The sequence below is a fragment of the Aquimarina sp. AD1 genome (genome assembly GCF_003443695.1).
In the GTDB taxonomy this organism is placed as follows: Bacteria; Bacteroidota; Bacteroidia; order Flavobacteriales; family Flavobacteriaceae; genus Aquimarina; species Aquimarina latercula.
The window spans coordinates 1,974,852-1,995,797 of record NZ_CP031966.1 but is presented as its reverse complement, the minus strand read 5'-3'; the positions used below and the strand labels follow the sequence as shown (position 1 = coordinate 1,995,797).

The following is a 20,946-nucleotide window of genomic DNA, read 5'->3' as shown; positions in this document are numbered from 1 at the left end:
TTAAAATGTCAACCAAGCTTTCAACTATAACAACACAGTACCGAAGATTTACAAAAAATCAGGTGCTTACAGAAGGACACCTTAATGAGATCGTAGACTTTTTTGATGATCAAGATCGCTTGAGCAGAATTTGCCTTAGCGGTGTTGGAATTGTCTGTGGATTTAAGGTATCGTGCGATGATGTAAACAGTACAATTTCTATTTCGCAAGGAGCAGGAGTTACTACTGATGGAGATCTTTTTCATCTGTATCAAATTGATCAGGTAGAAGGGACAAAAATAATGGACATAGAAGCTAAAGAATATACTCATTATAAAGTCTACAATAATGAAAAGGCAAATTATACACCTTTTTTCTATGATGATGATACGCAGCTAGAGATTTTTGAATTGCTTACTGCAGAACAAGCCGAGATAGAAAATGATGATCATTTTGTACTTAGCGCACTTCAAGGTAATACTGGCTTGGCAGTAAAAGAAGGAGTGGTATTACTATATCTTGAACAATACGAAAAAGAACTTGATCTATGTGTTAGTCTGTCCTGCGATAATCAAGGACAAGAAATGATCGGTAACTATAAAGCGCTATTAGTAAGCAAAACTGTTGCAGAACAGATTAATGATAATGACCCTATTATAAGTAAAACGAATTTCTCGAATTTGTTTCATCAGTTGCCCGATGTAAGATCCAATCGGGTAGTATGTCAACCAGAGGATTTTATACATTATCAAGAGCTTAAAAGAAGCTTTACTAATAGCTTGTATCAAAATAATGTAGTTGGTGATCTTAGATTTGGTTTTCAGACCTTATTAACAGCAATGCAAATGCCAATATTATTAGGAGCTATAGAAAATAATCTTGAGTCCCTATATTCTTTTACAGGAAGCAATGTTCCGCCTGATTTTCAATATAGACATGATTTACTTAAAGATGTTATAGACACCTACAATGAGATTAAGGAGCTTCTATTTAATATGGATTTTACCTCTTGTTGTCCTGATATTATGTCGTTTCCTAAACATCTTATGCTTGGAGAGGTTGAAAAAACAGGACCATGTTATGAATATAGACATAGTTTTTACAAATCACCACTGCTAACAGATCAAAATGTAAGCACCTGTTCAGATTGTCTTACAGCAGATGGATTAGCACAACCTGGAAATGATAACACATTAGAAGAGTTTATTATCGATCTTGAAGGTAATGAGATTGATATGTGTTATGGCGAAAACTCAGATGAGCAACGATTACATAGTCTCATAAAAAGGGCAGTTCAGTTATTAGCAAATTATAATGCCAATTATACATTTATAAAGATTACTCCTTCTTTTGAACTTGGTAAGCTAAGTAAAAAAGCAATACCTTTTTATAATAACGTTGGCGATCATTTAATTCAATTATGGGATTATGATAAAACAGTGCTAGGTAAGCATAGAAATAACTTAGGCTATCACAGAGATTTATTAAATATAAAACGCCCATTAGAAATCTGTATGGATCATGACTTTTATAGAATCGAAGGACATCAGGGACGAAACTATACAGATGCATTAGAGAGAATACAGGATATCAGAAGAGAACATGGTTTAAGCTTCAATGTCGTAGTATTAAAAATTAATGAGTCTGATGCTCAAGATTTTGTCGAAAACTATACTACATTTTATTTGAATAAGAATCACGGATTCGAACATAAAGGAGGTGTTGCTCCCGGCGGCACATTTGTTATGGTTTATGTAGAAGGCGAATTTAGATCCTATCCGTATCCTTATGGATATGGGTATCCCTATCCATATCCCGGTCTGTCGTTAGCTGGTGATTTCGAAGGCGAAGTTGATGAAGAAAGAAGAGAGGTTCTCAATCCCGTAATTGCTGATTTTACATTACCATATATGTGTTGTGATGAAAACTTTATAACACTTAGTTTACCTACTAGAGAGCTTTGTTTTGATGAAACTACTGAGCCATTACCGTTTCATATAACACCAACTGGTGGATATGTAGAAGCGCAAGTTCCGATAGGACTTCATGGAGGAGTTACTGTAAATCAGTTCGGTGAGTTTGTTTTTGATCCTAATTTGGTTAGCGAAGAGTTGATTGGAGAAACAATCACATTTACTGTAAACAATTTTGCCACAGAATGTGAGATTGTTATTACCAGAAGACCAGAATTTGGAATTGAAGTTGCTAATATCTCGGAAACAACCGAAGACAATCAGGTTACGGTAACCTTCAATATTACGGGAGATAATCTTGAAGAGAATTTGGAGTACACATGGGATTTTGGAGATGGATCGGATCGTGTTGAATCAACCGAAACTAGCTTAGAACATACCTATCGATTTGAAACTTCTGGAGTATTCACATTTACAGTTATAGTGCAAGGAGGAGTAAATGATTGTGCTAATCGAGAAGAAATAGAAGTTGCTATTGAAATCGTAGAAGAAATCGTGGTAGAAATTGAACCCACTATTATTTGTAGAGGAGATGATGTATTCTATCCATTTACGGTACAACCAGATGGAGCACAAGTAACAATTACAGGCAATGGGGTTTCTTTTAGAAATGGTCGTTTTGTATTTAGAGCTACAGATGTACCATCTTCTGTAAGTTCGGTGCCAATCTTGATGAATGGAGAAGTTTCAGGAATAGTAATAACAATAGAAGAACAACCATCAGCACAGTTTACACATTTGATTGAAGAAAATACTTTGGTATTAAATAATACTTCTGATATAGCAGATCGATATCTATGGAATGTTGCAGGAGAAGAAATTGAACGTACCAATAGATCACAAGTAAGAAGATCTTTAGATCTATATGATGCATCTTCTATAGAGGTTTCTCTAAGTGCTATAAGCGAATTATGCGGAGAACGATTAGATGGTCCAAGATCTATTAGTATAGGTTCTGATGAAGGAGAATTCACTTGTGTAGATATAGTAAGTGGTTTTGTTAGAGGTATGATAACGGAATTTGAGACAATTCGAAATTCTGGAGCACTAGAAGGATTTGGAGAAGAAACTATTTTGGCTTTTGATAGCATAGAAGAACGGTTTAATGCTGTGATCCAAGATGTAGAATCTTTTACATCAGGTGATAACAACAATTTGTTGTTTGATATGTTTGATGAAAACACTTACAGGGCTTTATTAGAAGGAGTTAGAGGAGCAAGAGCAGAAGAGGAATTAAGTATGTTAAGAGTGTTGATAGAGGTGTATACGCAATTATTCTATAATATATTAAGATGTCAAAGCCCAACGCTTCTTCAAGAATCTATAGAACAAATCTCTTCTATAGCTAATCTGATCAACACCACTTTTGAAGAATTTAGAAACTTAGAATTTAATCCAGATATAGATGGTACACTTAAAGAGTTTTTAGAAAGTATAAAAGAAGCATTTATAGAGTCAACATTTTTAATTAGTCAAATAGATCAGCAATTAGAAACATTAGGAGGACGTGGACGTAGCTAAAAAACATATTATTAATAAAGTTTTTATTGAAGTAAGTACTAGTTCTAATAAAAGAGCATATTACTTCAAGGATAATATTGACCTATTTATTAAAGATTATGTGCTACCACGTCTACTTATCTCCTTTGATGATTTAGGGAATAAAGATCCTGACCATTTTACACAGCTAGAGCGACTAGATGTAGAACTTGAGATAAAACCTAGTCAAAACCTGAAAGGATTAGAAGAAGATATTGCTCATCAGATTACAAAAAAAATATATAAACTAAGAGGAGAAAAACCGTTTAAAGCTAATAAAAAGGATATTTTAAGATTATTAAAAAGAGAAGAAAGAAGATTCGAAAAATTCCTTCATTTTTTAGAAAATGGTACCCATAGCTGGTTTAATACATCTGATGAGTTATTAAATTTCAGTGAAAATTTATCCATATTTAAAGATGAACGTGGGTTTAAAAAACTGTCAACAGTTATTCAAAATCCTCTTTCGCGAAAAAGGCTGATTTTACAGTTTACGGATGATGAAATTCAAAAGATTTTTAATCATTTTATAACAGACAATCAATCCGAAAAAGAAGCATCACAGAAGCCAGATATGGTTAAAGAGCTAATTTTAAAAGGAAGTATTGATGGCAAAAAGTTTACGTTAAAAGAAAGGTTTTTTATTTGGGATATTGTATTCGATGTACTTATAGAAGATGTTGATACGTTAAAAATTTCAAATAAGTTCACCCAATTAGTATTAGAAATTACAAAATGGGAAATAAGTAAAAATAAAAGGTATGTAAGCACCTATTTTCTTGAATTACTTACGACAACACCAGCACTAACAATAATCCAGAATTTACCAAAAGAAATTAAGAAAATATCCCAAGTATTAGGTTTTTATCAAGACAATATAGCTCAATCTAGTGAGAAACATAAACATACGGATAGGGAAAGTTCAATAGAGGAAAACATCCAAAAAGATGAGATAACATCAATACCTTATAAAAAGATACAAAAAGGAAATGAAGACAAACTAGATACTACTCATTTTAATCCTATAAAATCAGAAGAAAAAGATTACAATATGGATGACAGTCTTGAAATTCCTGAAGATTTCGAAGACGTATATGTAAACCATGCCGGTCTTGTACTTGTGCATCCGTTTTTGAGTCAACTTTTTAAGAGTTGTGAGGTAATCAATGATCATAATGAATTTTTAGATAAAGAAAAAGCAGTGCATATACTGCACTATCTTTCTACAGGAAAGGAACAACAGCTTGAAAATAATATGGTGTTCGAAAAATTTCTATGTAATCTTCCTTCAAAATATCCAATCAATCGTTTTGTACCACTTGAGCCTAAAGTGAAAAATCATGCAGATCAAATGCTAACGGCACTGATAGGACATTGGGAGGTAATAAAAAACTCTTCTAATGACTTGTTAAGAAACGAATTTCTACAACGTTCTGGAAAGTTAATGCATACAGAAAGTCGTCCCCGAATTATTTTAGAAAGAAAAACTCAAGATATACTCATAGATAAGATTCCGTGGAATATATCAATGATAAAACTGCCTTGGAAAAATAAAATCATTTTTGTGGATTGGTAAAATAAAATTTATGGAATTAGCGATAGAAAACATATCATATGAAGAAGAAGATAGAGCCAATATCTATTTAGAACAACAAGCTGTATTTGAGAAAATTTTTCAATTATTAGATAGTTCAAAGATTGCTTTTGTAGGAGGTGTTGCGGATTATATAAACCTAAGATCTTATTATGAAATGCCAGTTCACGATTTGGACATAATTTACCAAGATGAAAAGGATTTGACACCTGTTATTGAGAAGTACAATCTAAGACGACATGGGATTAATTTTTATAATATAAATGAATCCAGAGAAGTGCTGGTTTCTGAAATTTTTATAAATAAAAAGAGAGTTCATATTGACTTTTTTAAACGAAATTTTTCTAAGATGAGATTACAGGAGTCTTACTTACTTGGAACCAAAGTTCTTCATACTTCTTTTGATGAAATGATGAAATTTCATAATGATCATATCCCTTTACTAACTTCGGATACAATGGGGGCAAATTACGAATGGAGAAGACTTTATAAACATAGTAAAAAAGCCTCATTGTATAATAATGTTCGCTACTTAAAAGAAAAAGGATTACTAAAGCAGTTAACAAAGTAACTTATGATTGAACCACGGATAATATTTAGTTTAAACACCGCTCCTATTGTACAGAATAGATGGAACATGGGAAATAGGTTTAAAGAAACGATCTATATGACTGCTCTGAGTATATTATATTGTCATTTATGGTATAAAGATGTAGAATTATATGTAGATGAGAATGCTTATAGGTTTTTATATATGTTGCCATGTCGTGTAACAAAACTCCCTTTTTTCCATGATAAAGATTTATGGTCTGCATCAAAAATAAAAGCCATTCAATTGCAGAATAAACCCTTTGTTCATCTAGATACAGATGTGTTTATCAAAAGTAAAATAGACTTCAACTTTGATAAAGTATTATTAGAAAGAAAGGAAGGAGGATATGGCATACATTATAAAAAGCAGGTTGAATTTTTTAATCAATTCGTTATGGATCAACCATTTTGGAATAATGACCTTGGATATTCTTTTAGTTGCGGGGTACTAGGTTTTAATGACCTTTCATTGTGTAACAAATTTGTCCATGCATATTATGATATAGAAGAAGTATACAAGAATGTTAGAGAGCAATTTAAACCTTTAAAGCGTAAAGGATACGAACCTGTTATTTTAATAGAACAATATACGCTTGCTTGCTTATTGGATCATGAAAACACAAAACCATCATTGCTGCTTAACGGAAGAAGTATTGCAGAACATTCTAAACAAGCTGAAAAGATCGGATATAGCCACCTTTTTGGAGTAACCAAGTATAAGAAACATATTATAGAAGAGATAGAATACAGGTTGTTTAAGATCTTTCCGTACTGGTATAGTCAGGTGAAAACAGCATTAGAAAAACAAAAAGTAATTCAAAAAAAGCACTCCAATAGCAAGGTGGCGTAAACACTATTCGGTAATATCTGAACTTAAAAAAACAGTATTATGAGGTTACAAAAGAGAAGAAAATCGAGCCCCAAACAGCAGCATGAAAAGCCTTTCATTCAACCAAAACTCAAAGTTGGAAAACCAGGCGATAAGCATGAGGTAGAAGCAGATCAAATGGCCGATCAGGTAGTGAATAAAACTAATGATGCAGGAAGTGCTGTCCAGAAAAAAGAGGCTACGGAAGAAGATAAGGTGCAAGCCAGTATGTTTAAAGATAGAGGAGAAGGACAAGTAAGAAGAAAAGAAGAAGAGGAACCAGTACAGAAGATGGAAGAAGAAGAGCCTGTTCAGAAACAAGAAGAAGAGAAACCTGTGCAAGCTATGGAGGAAGAAGAACCTGTTCAGAAACAAGAAGAAGAGGAACCCGTGCAAGCTATGGAGGAAGAAGAGCCCGTTCAGAAACAAGAAGAAGAGGAAGCAGTACAGAAGATGGAAGAAGAGGAACCTGTTCAGAAAAAGGAAGAAGAGGAACCTGTCCAAGCCAAGGAAGAAGAAAAAGTGCAAAAAAAAGGAACGAATCAAAATGGGAATACCAATATAGAATCAAGATTAAAAAGTAGAAAAGGTAAAGGAGTAAAGCTCTCAAGAGCTGTGAAAACAGAAATGGAGTCAGGCTTTGGGGCTGATTTTAGTGCTGTAAACATACATACAGATACAGAGGCCGTTAAATTGAGCGAAGCTCTGGGAGCACAAGCTTTTACACACGGTAATGATATCTATTTTAATGATGGTAAGTTCAATCCAAATTCTAAAAGAGGGAAACATCTACTTGCTCATGAGCTTACGCATACCATTCAACAAAAAGGTAAAATAAAAAAGAATGTACAAAAACATTGGAAAAAATCTCAAAAACACAATGTAGTAAGTAGCAAAAAGGTAAAGGTGGATATCGATTTGGATTTTAAAGGAGCGGTACTTAATAAAAGTAGCAATGCAACATTAAATGCATCTGGATTAGCAAATGCGGCAAAAACACAGATAGAGAATAGTTTTAAAGGTAGTATGACCAAAAGCATGTTCGGATTAGAATTTGAATACGATATCAAAACTACGGCCAATGTTAGGGTAATTAATAAATTGATGGATCTTCAATTTACAAAAGAACATTTATTTGTTGTATTAGATGATTCTCATCCCAAGGTCAATGGGACTTATGGAAGTGGGCCTTTTTATGGAACTTTAGTATATCTTAATGAAAAACATACTCCCGGAATGATATCCGGAGCTGATATGAATACAATTCCGCACGAAGTAGGTCATACTTCTGGGCTTAAGCACCTGATAGAAAAAGGAGAAGAATCAAATCTTGTAGGAAAAATTATTAAAGAACTACATCATAATATGAATAATGATAATATGATGTGGAGAGGAGGAGGTCACCCTACGTATAACGCCGCACAATCAGATAGCAACCTCGTAAAAACCAATGAGGAGCAGCTATCGACGCTTATGCATAATATTAATGCGGGAAAACTCAATAAACTCGATTTTTGGGAATTTATGAATATAATGAAGTAAAAGAGATAAATGTCTAATTAATTTAATATAGAAATTATGAAGGAGTTGATGAATGATTTACACTTATATGAACTAGTGTTATTAGGTTTAGGGGTACTATTGTTTTTGATACTTAGTGCTGGATTAGTCTATTATATTGTAAAGAAAGAAGAAATAAAGAAATTATTGTTCTTTTTTCTAATTCCAATTCTAATGATTGGATATCCAAGTATACAAGAATTTAGTATCTCCAAAGATAAAATAGCTTTTACCAAGTATCATGATGAAGTAATTAGTAACCCTAAAGATTCATTAGCAAAACAGAGGCTTTCGGAGGTAACAGAAAAGCTTCAAAAAAGAGCAAAAACACCAGAGGATATAATAAAAATAAGTGAAGCTAAATTATTATTAGGTAAATCAGAGGAAGCGATTAAATATGCAGATAAAGCTATTCAAAAGCAAGAAGAAGAAAATGCAGAAGAGCGGGCAACTGGTTCGATTACTGATGATAGTATACGAACGAAAACAGCGGTCAAAGCAGTTCAGTTGAAAAACCTAGCAGAAATTCAAAACATAAATATAGAAGAGGTAGATAAAGGGACTCTTCAAAACCAATTAAAAAGTATCACAGTTTCTAGAGATCTAGAGGCCGTAAAAAAAGTAGTTGCAAAAAAAACGTTGCAAAAATATCGGAGAAGTAATAATTAAAATTTAGACAAAACATTTTTATAAAATATGTTTCGATCTGCATCGCCAAATACAGCAAGTGCTAAATCAGGCAATTCTTCCTTATTTCAGAAAGATAAGAATGAGGATGCTTTCGTACAGCCTAAACTTACCGTTGGTAAACCTAATGATAAGTATGAAGTAGAGGCAGATAGGGTTGCAGATACTATTGTAGCTAAAGGGAATGAACAAGGCAATTCTTTTTTTAGCCCAGTTCCGCGTGTTCAAAAACAAAATGAAGAAGAGGTTCAGCAAAAACCAAAAGTAGAGCGCATAAGTCAGTTGGTTCAAAGACAAACAGAAGATCAATCAATCCAACAAAAAGAAGAACAAGAAGAGGTACAAAAAAAACCAGAGGAAGAAGTACAACAGAAAGAAATTATTCCAGAAACTACAATTCAAGAAAAAAAAGATAGTAGTAAGATAACTTCTGATATACAAAAAAAGGAAGAAGAAGTTCAGGAGAAAGAAGAGGAAGAAGAACAGATATCAACTCTTCAAACAGTTCAGAGGAAGTCAAATGAAATTCCGAATACAAATACATCTATAGAATCTCGTTTAAACAGTTCTAAGGGAGGAGGTTCACCATTACCTAAAGAAACTAAGGTACAAATGGAATCTGGTTTTGGTACGGATTTTAGTAATGTAAGAGTTCATACAGATTCAAATGCCAAACAAATGAGTCAGGATATGGGAGCTCAGGCATTTACGCATGGAAATGATATTTATTTTAATGAAGGAAAATTTGACACCTCTTCCAATTCAGGGAAACATTTATTAGCTCATGAATTAACCCATACGGTACAGCAAGGAGCTTCTACAATTAGGAAAAAGCCAGTAGAGGTTATATCAGCTCCCAAGATGATTCAAAGATCAATCTTAGATTATATACCGGATTGGATTCTTGATAATGCTCGTAATATTCCAGGATACTTATTGTTCACTGTAATTATACAATACGACCCCTTGCGAGGACAGCGCGTAGAGCCAACACCAACAAATCTGATAAGAGGTCTTATAGGTTTAGTACCATTTGGGGTAGCAATATTTGATAAGCTTCAAGAATACGGAATTCTCCAAAGAGTATTTGATTGGGTCACGGGAAGGTTAAGCGAGTTGAACCTCACAACCCAAGGATTATTAGATTTGGTGCAGGAGACTTGGGAAAATAATTCGGTGACATCGTTTGTCGGGGCATTAAGAGAAGAGTTTAATGGACTTGTTAATAGAATAACAACGTTTGCAAACTCATTGATAGATCAGATTATTACTTGGATAAAAGAGGCTTTAATTGATGTGGCTGAACCAATTTTGGCAGAGAATCGTGCTTGGTCATTGATTAAAAAGATCATACACTATGATCCACTAAGGGACGAAGAAGTAACCGCTACTACTGTAGAAATTTTGGAAGATTTCTTAATGCTTATCGGCAAGGAAACTGAGTTGGAGCAAATGCGAGAAAGGGGCACCTTACAAGAAACAGCCGATTGGCTAGATACTCAGGTAGGAACCTTCATGTCATTATTAGGAGAGTTAAGAGGGTTAATAAATGCTGCGTGGGAAGCAATTCGTCCAGCGAACCTAACGGAAATCGCAACAAATTTAACCGCAATGTCAGGGCGCGTTACTGGTTTTTTAGAAAGAGTATGGGCATTTGCGTTAACAGTGGCAACCGAAGTGCTTAAACTGATTAAGAAAGCATTATTAAGTTGGCTTTCTTCTGTGGCAAACGAAACAAGAGGATTCTCGTTGATTAAAGTAATCATTGGTAAAGATCCTTTTACAGATGAACATGTACCGAGAACCGTTCCCAATCTTATCCGAGGATTTATGAGCCTTATGGATGGAGGAGAAGCACAGTATGCTCAGATGGTTGAGACTGGGGCGATCGCAAGAATAGTAGGAGAAATTGAGGCTGCAGTAGAAACACTGAATATGACTCCGCAATCTATTGTGCAGTTGTTTGTGGATCTCTGGAATTCTTTTTCTATTGATGATCTTCTGAATCCTATAGATGCTTTTGTCAGAATTATAGATCAATTTGGTGAACCGATTGGTAGATTGATTGCTTTTGTAGCTGAAATAGTTCGAATTGTAATCGTAGCTATTTTGGAAATTATGAATTTCCCATTCGAGTTGATCGGAAATATTATTACCCGATCACTTCAGGCTATGGAAGACATCAAGAGAGATCCAATTGGTTTCCTGAAGAATATACTAAGAGCTATCAAGGAAGGCTTTGTGAAATTCTTTGATAACATCGTAACCCATTTAATTAACGGTGTGATGGGTTGGTTAATGCGAGAATTAAGAGATGCCGGTATTCCAGAACTTACAGACTTCTCTCTGCAAGGAGTAATTAGTTGGGTCTTAGAAGTATTAGGGCTTTCTATGGAACGCATCTGGGAAAAACTGGCAGAACATCCACGAATAGGACCAGAAAGAGTTGCCAGAATACGAGGTGCTATTAATACATTAGAAGGTATCTGGACATTTATCAAAGATGTTCAAGAAAGAGGTATTGCAGCCATTTGGGATAAAATACAGGAACAGCTTAGTAACCTTTGGAATATTGTAATTGATGCTGTAAAGAATTTTGTGATGACTAGAATCATTACACAAATAACAACCAGATTATTGAGTATGTTGGATCCAACTGGTATCATGGCGGTAGTCAATGGAGCAATGGCTTTCTTCAGTGCAGTTCAGAGTTTTATCCAATATTTGCGAGAGATGCTAGAAGTGATTAACTCATTTGTGAATGGAGTAGCCGATATAGCACAAGGAAATGTAGCAACTGCAGCAGATTATCTGGAACGAACCATGGGACAATCTATGCCTGTAGTTATTGGATTCCTTGCCAATCAAGTTGGGTTGGGTGGAATAGGAGCTAGAATAGCAGAAATCATAGGTTCTGTAAGGGCATTAATAGATGAAGCCTTAACCTGGTTGGTAAATAAAGCGGTAGATACCGGTATGGCATTGCTGGATAGGGTGATGGGGAGAAATGCTCCGTCATCTGTTGAACAAACTCCTACGGGTCCAGTAGGAGTAGCTATAACAGCAATCAATTCAGAAGGAGTAAGAGAACAGGATGAAGGAGAGGTAACTGCTGAAGAAGCAGAAGGTATCAAAAATAGGGTAAATACGGATCATGCTTCAGTAATTAATATATCCTCCGTAACAGATGGTGGAGATACCTGGAATTATAATTATGTTCAGAGAGAGGTTGAAGAAATTCCAAAATCAGGAACAGCCACAACTGGTTCCATTCGACAAAGGGCTGAACAAGCGGGATTATCCGGAGCAACAGTGAATCATATAGAAACTGCTTTTTCTAATTATGGTAATCGTCTTTTTTCAAGAGAACAATTACAAGGGGTGTTAGGGTTGTCAGAAAGTGCAACCAGAGGACATCTTAACTCTTGGAAAACGAAAGACTTGATTTTTACGTTTTCCTCTGCACCTACGGATACAGAAATGCAGTATACCTTTGATCAAAGCCAGGCGGGAGAAAGAGAAGCAGTTAGAAGAGGAGGAGATACAGATTATGATCAACTTATAGAAAAGTATCGAACTATGTATAGCCGTATTCTTAATTCCAGCACCGTGTTGCAATGGAACCCGACCTGGTCAGATGCAGAAAAACAGCGTAATATTGATACATATAGAGAAAATTTCAGAAATTTAGCAGTCAATAAATATATAAATAGTCTTCATGATCTTGATGAAAATGTAATAAAATCCAGCCATATACCCTCAGAATTAAATGCAGTAAGAGGGGTGATATTTGAATTATGGCTGGAACGTAAAGGAATAATGACAAGATCTCCAAGACCTACATTCGCTAAAGATTACTTTGATAATAAAAAGCTAGAGAGAAATAGAGATGCCGATGGAATTGATGGTTCAAATCTTGTTGAAGCAAAAGCAATAAGTGAAGATAGAAACCCCAGTGGTGAAGAACAGGAGCAAATGCAAGACTATGGAAAAATACTAACACGCCCTAAAATTCCTTGGGTTATAGATAAAGATAATAAACGAACATTTAATAAAGTTGTGTATAATTTCTCCCGTGAATCAATTAGAGTCAAATGGTCACCATTTTTAAGGACATTAGTCGGTGGATCACGATGGGATACAAATGTTGAATCATAAAGAAAATATGGAAGCCATTTTAAGATTACAAGATTTTAGGTTTATAAAAACAAATAAAAACTGGTTTGATGAGACGGCTTATTTAAGTTCAATCATTAAGGTAATTGAAAATACAAATTTTAGAAGCAGATTAAAATGCTTTTATAGGTTTAAGGATGATAGGATAATAACATTAAACACTTTTGATGAATTAAAGAACCATATTATTAGGTGTAAATATGATACATATGTTATTCAGGATTCTGATTCAGAAAATAATTCTCTTAGATTATATTTTGAAATAAATGAATTTGGTTTTAGCATTATTCTATTTGAAAATATCGAGCAAACTAAAGAATTAAAGCAAATTGTTCAATCAATGATTGATTTTACTAACGATATATATTCAGTTGTTTCAGGTGAATTTTTATTTGGATACAGATTAGGGGTAGAACTTTATGAAGTTAAGGGATATATTGCAGATCAAGCTAGAATTAATGATTATTGGGAATGTAATAAGATTGCAGATTTTTTAAGTCTTAATTATCATAAAACTTCTGATGTAGGTATGCCTCAGGATTATCAAATATTTTCTGACTTTAATTTTCCTTCAAATGTAGTAAAATTGGCGAATGAGGATCTATTAATTATTAATTGGGGTAATGCAATCAATAATGAAGAGGAGATTGGCAATTCGATGAAGTATAGAGATGAGTGGATACACAATAATCTAAACTAGATAAGAAAGAACTTGTTATTGAAAACACAGGAAAACACCCCTAAAAAGAAGAGTCTTTTAGCTCATGGAAAACCAGTTAAATTGAGTTAATTTTATGTTTTTAAATAAGATAGGGTTATGAAAAAGACAGCATATCAGAAAGAACTAGTTATCAAAGCCACTCAAAAAAGAAGAGGAACCGATAATAATAAAAAAGATGTGATGAAAATTCAATCTTGGTTAACTTTATTCTCTATTCCGAACCCTAGTAGTGGAACAGCAACAGAAATTGATGGTGATTTTGGCCCTGCTACAGAAAGAGCGGTAAAGAATCTTCAGAGTTTTCATAACCTTGCAACTACGGGAATTGTAGATCAGGGACTATTTGATAAGTTATGTGTTGGACTAAAAGAAGCTTTCGAAAAACCTTTGCTTGGTAATAATCTAAGAGATTTGATGGTAGAAGTAGCTGAAAATCATTTACGTCAACACCCTTTCGAACTTAATATCCGGGGACAATCCAATAGTGGACCTTGGGTACGAAGTTATATGGACGGTCACGATGGATCTCCTTGGTTTTGGTGTATGGGATTTGCACAAGCAATATTAGATCAAGCGGCAAGCGCTTTAGGCAAAAACTTCAAAACACTAATGCCACTTACCTATAGTTGTGATACCGTTGGTAACACAGGTTTAGAAAAAAACTTACTTTCTAGATATCAAAAAATAAGAAGAGATCCGTCTGTAATAAAAAAAGGAGATATTTTCTTGATTCAAAAATCTCGTTTAGATTGGACGCATACTGGTATAATAACATCTATAGATGGTGATGTTATAGAAACTATAGAAGGAAACACCAACCATCAAGGTTCTAGGAATGGAGTAGCGGTTATGAAAAGGACTAGAAGCTTTAGAAGATCCAAAATAGATGTGTTTTCTATTGAACCTTTAGTGTGAAAAGATGAAAAATACCTTAGCTCAGAATACAATTCATTTTGATAGTAAATTATCATTTTTAAGAGAAGTGATTGAGTATCGCTTGAAGGATAATTATACTAGTGAAATACCAGTTTTTCCAAAATTTGATGATATCGTATCTGATGGATCATCGTTTTCAATATTTGTTAGAAAAAAACAATTGTCTTTAGAAGAAGTAATTACTTTATTATTGGCTATTGTTCCTCATATTTCTCCGAATTTTTTTACAACTATTTTATCTGATTTTTTACCAAATGGAGGAGAGTTACCAGAGTTTGGGGGTGTAAAAGGTAAAAACCATCGAGGGGTGATACCCACAGGAGAAACCGTACAGTTTATAATAGGAGGCAGTGATATCCAAAAAAGAATACAACTCACAGAGATGTTCTATGAAGATCATCTTTTTATGAAAGAAGGAATTATTTATTTAGATACAGTTCCAATGGGAGAACCCAAAATGAGTGGGCGTTTATTGCTGGAAGAAGAATATGTATCATTATTTACTACCGGCAAAGTATTAAAACCTACTATGAGCAAAGATTTCCCTGCGGAACGAATAGAAACACAATTGGATTGGGAGGATCTGGTGCTACAACGTAAAACCTTGCATCAAATAAAAGAAATAGAGACTTGGTTGCAGTATAATGATGTGGTATTACATGATTGGAATATGAAATCTAGAATCAAACCTGGGTATCGTATTCTTTTTTCAGGTCCTCCAGGAACTGGAAAAACATTAACTGCAACTTTATTAGGGAAGTTCACAGGAAAAGATGTGTACCGTATTGATTTATCTATGATTGTATCAAAATATATAGGTGAAACTGAAAAAAACTTATCTAAATTATTTGATAAAGCGAAAAATAAGTCTTGGATCTTATTCTTTGATGAAGCTGATGCAATTTTTGGAAAACGAACTAATGTGAGAGATGCTCATGATAAATATGCGAATCAAGAAGTGTCTTATTTGCTGCAACGAATTGAAGCGCATCCGGGATTGGTTATTTTAGCTACAAATTTTAAAAATAATATCGATACAGCATTTACGCGTAGGTTCCAATCAATTATAGAATTCGAAAATCCATCCTTTAAAGAAAGATTATTACTTTGGCAGAAAAACTTACCAGATAAAATAACATTAGGTGAAAGTGTTTCTTTAGAAGAAATCTCAAAAAAATATGCACTTACAGGCGCAAATATTATAAATGTAGTACAATATATATGTCTCAAAACGATAGCTTCTAAGCATAAGTCAATTCTTCTCGAAACTGTATTAGAAGGAATAAAAAAAGAATACCTAAAAGAAGGTAAAATGGCTACGATGTAAGAGTTTATAAACTATTCTTCTATGTTATTAACAATCATATAGATTAACACAAGGAAATCAATATTTTTAAAAAGGAATCATCTGTAAAGATGAGGAAAAATTTAAATGTATTGACACATGAATCGATTATCTATTTTGTTTTTCTCAATGATTATTGCAGCTTGCAATACTTCAGAAACTAATTCTAATAAGATAATAGAACCATCTGTAGACCAAGAAGATGTTTCTAAAGTTGTTATAGAAAAACCACTAAAATTAACCAAAGATCAAGCAAATACTTTGGTGGAATTGCCCTTAGCCTGCATTCATACCGAGTATCCAAATAAATTAGGACAAACCATAGGAAGCAAAGAAGATTTAGGAGAGCCTAAAGTTTTACATCCAGCATTTTATGGTTGTTTTGACTGGCATTCTGCGGTTCATGGACATTGGTCACTAGTAAAGTTAGTAAAGTCCTTTCCAGAAATAGAAAAAGCTACAGAGATAAAAACCAAACTAATAGAAAGTATTTCTAAAGAAAATATAGAGGCAGAGGTACTATATTTTAAAGGAAAACATAATACATCTTATGAGCGCACATATGGATGGGCATGGTTACTTAAACTTGCCGAAGAAATCCATACATGGGATGATCCTGTAGCAAAGAACCTTGAAGAAAATTTGCAACCATTAATAGATGTAATAGTACAACGATATATCGATTTTTTACCAAAACTTAAGTATCCCATCAGAGTAGGTGAACATACCAATACAGCATTCGGATTATCTTTTGCATTGGATTATGCAAATACGTTTGATAATACTAAGCTCAAAAATGTTATCGCTTCTCGTGCAAAAGATTTTTATACTAAAGACGCGAACTGTCCGATAGGTTGGGAACCTAGCGGATATGATTTTTTGTCACCTTGTTTAGAAGAGGTTGATCTTATGAGAAAGGTATTGGATAAACCGTCTTTTGACAAGTGGGTTGACGATTTTATGCCACAACTTAAAAAACCTGATTTTGCAATACCGGTTGGAGAAGTCTCTGATCGTACTGATGGTAAATTAGTACATCTAGATGGGCTTAATTTTAGTAGAGCTTGGGTATTATATGGATTAGCAAATCAATACCCAGAATATGAACATCTTATCAATATTGCTAATCAACACGTAAAGTATTCATTACCCAATCTTGTAGGCGATAGCTATGAAGGAGGACACTGGTTAGGGTCTTTTGCAATTTATTCACTTGATGATCGGTCTTAATAATTAAATCAATCCAACCTTTAAAGGTTCTTACTTAACTAATAACTAAAAATACAAGCGTGTGAAAAAATGGTTTTCTAACATAGGTCCAGGAACCTTAGTAACTGCAGCTTTTATAGGACCAGGAACAGTAACTGTATGTACATTGGCAGGGGTTCAATTTGGGTATTCTCTATTATGGGCTTTGGTATTATCAATAGTTGCCTGTATTGTATTACAAGAGATGTCAGCTCGTTTAGGAATCATTACCCAAAAAGGATTGAGTGAAGTTGTAAAATCACAATTCGATAATAAAATAGTACGATGGATATTGATAGGAGTTATTCTTTCAGCGATTTTTATAGGTAATGCTGCTTATGAAGCTGGTAATATTAGTGGGGGCGTATTAGGATTGTCTACTATTTTAGGATCACCAATAGTTCAATTTGGGACTGTTTCGGTAAACTATATGAGTATTACCATCGGGGTAATTGCTTTTATACTATTGTATATAGGTAATTATAAAGTTCTAGAACGCAGTTTAGTCGTACTCGTATTGTTTATGAGTATTGCTTTTATCATTACTGCAATGGTAACAAAACCTGACCTATCGTTGCTTTTTAAAGGTTTTGTGCCGGACTTATCAGCCGATAAGATACTCACTATTGTGGGATTAATTGGTACAACAGTAGTGCCTTACAATTTGTTCCTTCATGCGGCTATAGTAAGCGAAAAATGGAAAACTAAAGAAGATCTCCCTGCAGCTAGGAAAGATACTATGGTCGCTATTGTATTAGGTGGTTTAGTCTCTATGGCGATTATAATTACGGGTGCAGCTATTCAGCAAACTGAAGTAAATAATGCTGCTGATTTGGCAAAAGGATTGGAACCAGTTTTTGGATCTATGGCAAAATACGTACTGTCATTAGGATTATTTGCTGCTGGAATTACCTCTGCAATCACTGCCCCTTTAGCTGCAGCTTATGTCGTAAAAGGTTGTATGGGATGGCAAGATGGATTAAAAAGTAATTCCTTTAGAGCAGTCTGGATGTTTATACTTTTTTTAGGTGTTTTGTTTTCTTCTTTAGGTATAAAATCAATAGTGATTATTCGATTTGCACAGGTAGCAAATGGATTACTATTACCTATTATAGCAATCTTCTTATTATGGGTTATGAATCAAAAAAATATATTGGGGAATTTTACTAATTCTTTAAAACAAAATATACTTGGCTTTTTAATTGTCTTCATTACTTGTTTTTTAGGCTTTAGAGGTATTTGGAAAGTTATAATCAATATGTAGGAAAAATAGTTTATAAAAGTAGGAATTTTGAAAAAAATAATATTGAATGCTGACGTTGGAGAAGAGGCTGGTTTTGATGAGAAAATCATGCCGTATATCTCTTGGTGTAATATAGCTTGTGGAGTTCATGCAGGTAATGATCAAGTGATTCAAAAAACAATTGAATTAGCATTGCAGCATCAAGTAAAAATTGGAGCACATCCTTCATATCCCGATCGTAAAAATTTTGGAAGAGTAGTTTTAGATATTTCTTATGATGATCTTGTCGATACATTAACGGATCAAATCAGGAAGGTAAAATTTTATACAGAAGTGCAGGGTGGTCGATTGCACCATGTAAAGCCTCATGGTGCTTTGTATAACGAAGCAGTAAAAAATGAAGAGATAGCAGATGCAATTATTCAATCTGTTAAAAATATCGATAAAAGTTTAAATATAGTAACGTCAAAAGATTCTGTAATTTCTTATCTTTGCAGAGATGATGTTAAAGTGAAATATGAAGTTTTTGCAGATAGAAATTACAACGAGGATTTAACGTTGGTTTCCCGTTCTGAAAAAAATGCAGTGTTGGTAAATCCTGAAAATATTTTACCCCATGTGTTGCGAATGATTTCTGACAAAAAAATAAGAACAATAAAAGGAGAGGAGAAGTTAATTTTTTTTGACACGATTTGTGTTCATGGAGATAATCCAAAATCTGTTGAAATTTTGGAGTGTTTATATAAAGAGTTTTTAAAAAGAAATTTTGTTTTAAAATGAAAAAATCAAGCATTAAATTTCGGTATAAACGCTACAGTGAAAATGCAATTTTGGTTCAAGGTCCTCAAGAAGTTGATGAAATTTTGTTAGAATCGTTGATTTTTTATAAAAAATCCATTGAGAAATTTTATGGTAAACTAATTGTTGAAGTAATCTTATCATATAACTCGTTATTAATTTACTATATATTTAGTATAGAGGATGTCTATAGTGAGATTTTAACGTTAAAATCTTTATTTTTACGTGATTTTAAAAATATGTCGTTGAAAAAACGTTTGTGGCAAGTGCCTGTTTGCTATGCTCCAACGCTTGCTCCTGAGTTACCTTTTTATGCATCAAATAAGTTGATGAGTATTGATGATGTAATCGCCTTGCATACTACTCCATTATATACTGTTTACTTTATTGGGTTTTTGCCAGGTTTTTTGTACTTGGGTGGTTTGGATAAAAAGTTAAGTGCTCCAAGAAAATCTATTCCTAGTTTTAAACTAGAAAAAGGATCGGTTGCAATTGGTGGAGATCAAACGGGAGTGTATCCATGTGATAGTCCTGGTGGATGGCATGTGATAGGGCGTACTCCTTTGAATTTTTTTGATATTGATTCTAAGGAATGTTGTTTTGTTTCTCCAGGAGATAAAATTCAATTTATATCGATTAATGAAAATGAATATAACGATATAAGTTCATTTGTTTTTAGTAATAATTATACCCCAAAATTCAAACTTTTATGAAGGGAAAGGTAGAGTTGTTGTCTTCAGGGGTGTATACAACTATTCAGGATGGTGGGCGTTTTGGTTATTCTAAATATGGAGTACCAAAGAGTGGAGCTATGGATTTACGATCTTTCTTTTTGGCAAATGCAATTTTAAATAATGAGGAAAATTCTGCTGTTTTAGAATGGACATTGGTTCCGCCAGTTTTAAAATTTCATCAGAACACTATTGTTTCGATTACTGGTGCGATTTGTGATCCGTACCTAAATGATGTTCCTTGTAAAATGAATTCGCAAATTGAAATTGAAAAAAATGATATTCTGAAGTTTAAAAATGTTCTAAATGGGGTGTATGGATATGTAGGAATTTTTTCGGGTTTTTTGTCAGAATTTGTTTTGAGTAGCAGATCTCAATATAATCAAATAACCAAGTTTTCAAGGTTGTTTAAAAATGACATGATTGCTTATAATAGTGTTAGTCGATTTTCGACGTCAAATTCTTTGATTTCTAGTACTGTTTTTTGGGATGAATTAGATAGTTTAAATGTCTATAAGGGACCAGAGTTTGATATGTTGTCTGAGACGCAAAAGGATATATTGTTAAATCATGATTTTACGATTTCTGATATTAGAAATCGGATGGCTATAAGTTTAGAAGAATCATTAGAAAATGATTTATCATCGATGTTATCATCACCTGTTTTACCAGGTACGGTTCAGTTAACTCCATCGGGTCGGTTGATTGTTTTGATGAGAGATTGTCAAACTACTGGTGGATATCCTAGAATTTTACAATTAACAAAAGAATCTATTAATGCTATAGCACAGAAGCGGACTGGAGATACAATTTGTTTTGATATGATTAATTGAGTCGAAATTCTATTTAATATGTAGTTTTTTAATGTTTTGAAAAGTTAGTGGTGATATTGGTAATAGGTTGGTTTAATTGTTTTTGTAAAAATATGATAGGGGTAAAATCACCTTTTGTTGTAGG

General features: G+C 33.6%; 15 protein-coding genes. All 15 read left to right on the top strand.

The annotated features are described in order from the left end of the window. Nucleotides 1-5: 5 nt before the first annotated feature. The 15 genes from D1815_RS08925 (at nt 6) to D1815_RS08855 (ending at nt 20,822) form a co-directional block, all read left to right on the top strand. Nucleotides 6-3,473 (top strand): PKD domain-containing protein, encoded by a 3,468-nt coding sequence (locus D1815_RS08925; RefSeq protein ID WP_118386670.1) that lies wholly within the window; start codon nt 6-8, stop codon nt 3,471-3,473. Further along, the gene (locus D1815_RS08920; RefSeq protein ID WP_118386669.1) at nt 3,460-5,067 is read left to right on the top strand and encodes a contractile injection system tape measure protein; all 1,608 of its coding nucleotides are present in this window, start codon (nt 3,460-3,462) and stop codon (nt 5,065-5,067) included. The genes D1815_RS08925 and D1815_RS08920 overlap by 14 nt, the downstream gene beginning before the upstream one ends. A 10-nt stretch (nt 5,068-5,077) precedes the next feature. Then, the gene (locus D1815_RS08915) at nt 5,078-5,656 is read left to right on the top strand and encodes a hypothetical protein (RefSeq protein ID WP_118389934.1); all 579 of its coding nucleotides are present in this window, start codon (nt 5,078-5,080) and stop codon (nt 5,654-5,656) included. Nucleotides 5,657-5,659: 3 nt separating this feature from the next. Further along, nucleotides 5,660-6,526: a DUF6734 family protein gene (locus tag D1815_RS08910; protein WP_118386668.1), complete on the top strand. Its 867-nt coding sequence runs from the start codon at nt 5,660-5,662 to the stop codon at nt 6,524-6,526. Nucleotides 6,527-6,565: 39 nt separating this feature from the next. After that, on the top strand, nt 6,566-8,086 hold the full coding sequence (locus D1815_RS08905) for a DUF4157 domain-containing protein (protein ID WP_118386667.1): 1,521 nt from the start codon (nt 6,566-6,568) through the stop codon (nt 8,084-8,086). 36 nt (nt 8,087-8,122) lie between these two features. Then, nucleotides 8,123-8,773 carry a hypothetical protein gene (locus D1815_RS08900; protein ID WP_147404092.1) on the top strand — a complete coding sequence of 217 codons (651 nt, stop codon included), beginning with the start codon at nt 8,123-8,125 and terminating at the stop codon, nt 8,771-8,773. A 27-nt stretch (nt 8,774-8,800) separates the two neighbouring features. Next, nucleotides 8,801-12,949 (top strand): DUF4157 domain-containing protein, encoded by a 4,149-nt coding sequence (locus D1815_RS08895; protein ID WP_118386665.1) that lies wholly within the window; start codon nt 8,801-8,803, stop codon nt 12,947-12,949. A 7-nt stretch (nt 12,950-12,956) separates the two neighbouring features. After that, nucleotides 12,957-13,667, top strand: a complete 711-nt coding sequence (locus D1815_RS08890) for a hypothetical protein (protein ID WP_162897353.1) — start codon at nt 12,957-12,959, stop codon at nt 13,665-13,667. A gap of 117 nt (nt 13,668-13,784) precedes the next feature. Then, nucleotides 13,785-14,603, top strand: coding sequence for a peptidoglycan-binding protein (locus tag D1815_RS08885; RefSeq protein WP_118386663.1), 819 nt, complete (start codon nt 13,785-13,787; stop codon nt 14,601-14,603). Nucleotides 14,604-14,607: 4 nt separating this feature from the next. Continuing rightward, nucleotides 14,608-15,951 carry an ATP-binding protein gene (locus tag D1815_RS08880; RefSeq protein ID WP_118386662.1) on the top strand — a complete coding sequence of 448 codons (1,344 nt, stop codon included), beginning with the start codon at nt 14,608-14,610 and terminating at the stop codon, nt 15,949-15,951. A 117-nt stretch (nt 15,952-16,068) separates the two neighbouring features. Beyond that, entirely contained in the window at nt 16,069-17,199 is a 1,131-nt protein-coding gene (locus D1815_RS08875) for a DUF2891 domain-containing protein (RefSeq protein ID WP_118386661.1), read from the top strand. 61 nt (nt 17,200-17,260) lie between these two features. Beyond that, entirely contained in the window at nt 17,261-18,481 is a 1,221-nt protein-coding gene (locus D1815_RS08870) for an Nramp family divalent metal transporter (RefSeq protein ID WP_118386660.1), read from the top strand. Nucleotides 18,482-18,508: 27 nt separating this feature from the next. Then, nucleotides 18,509-19,240, top strand: a complete 732-nt coding sequence (gene pxpA / locus D1815_RS08865) for a 5-oxoprolinase subunit PxpA (protein ID WP_162897352.1) — start codon at nt 18,509-18,511, stop codon at nt 19,238-19,240. Continuing rightward, nucleotides 19,237-19,971 (top strand): 5-oxoprolinase subunit PxpB, encoded by a 735-nt coding sequence (gene pxpB, locus D1815_RS08860; RefSeq protein ID WP_118386658.1) that lies wholly within the window; start codon nt 19,237-19,239, stop codon nt 19,969-19,971. The genes pxpA and pxpB overlap by 4 nt, the downstream gene beginning before the upstream one ends. Continuing rightward, a complete protein-coding gene (locus tag D1815_RS08855; RefSeq protein WP_118386657.1) occupies nt 19,968-20,822 on the top strand; it encodes a biotin-dependent carboxyltransferase family protein in 855 nt (284 codons plus the stop codon). The genes pxpB and D1815_RS08855 overlap by 4 nt, the downstream gene beginning before the upstream one ends. Nucleotides 20,823-20,946: the final 124 nt, after the last annotated feature.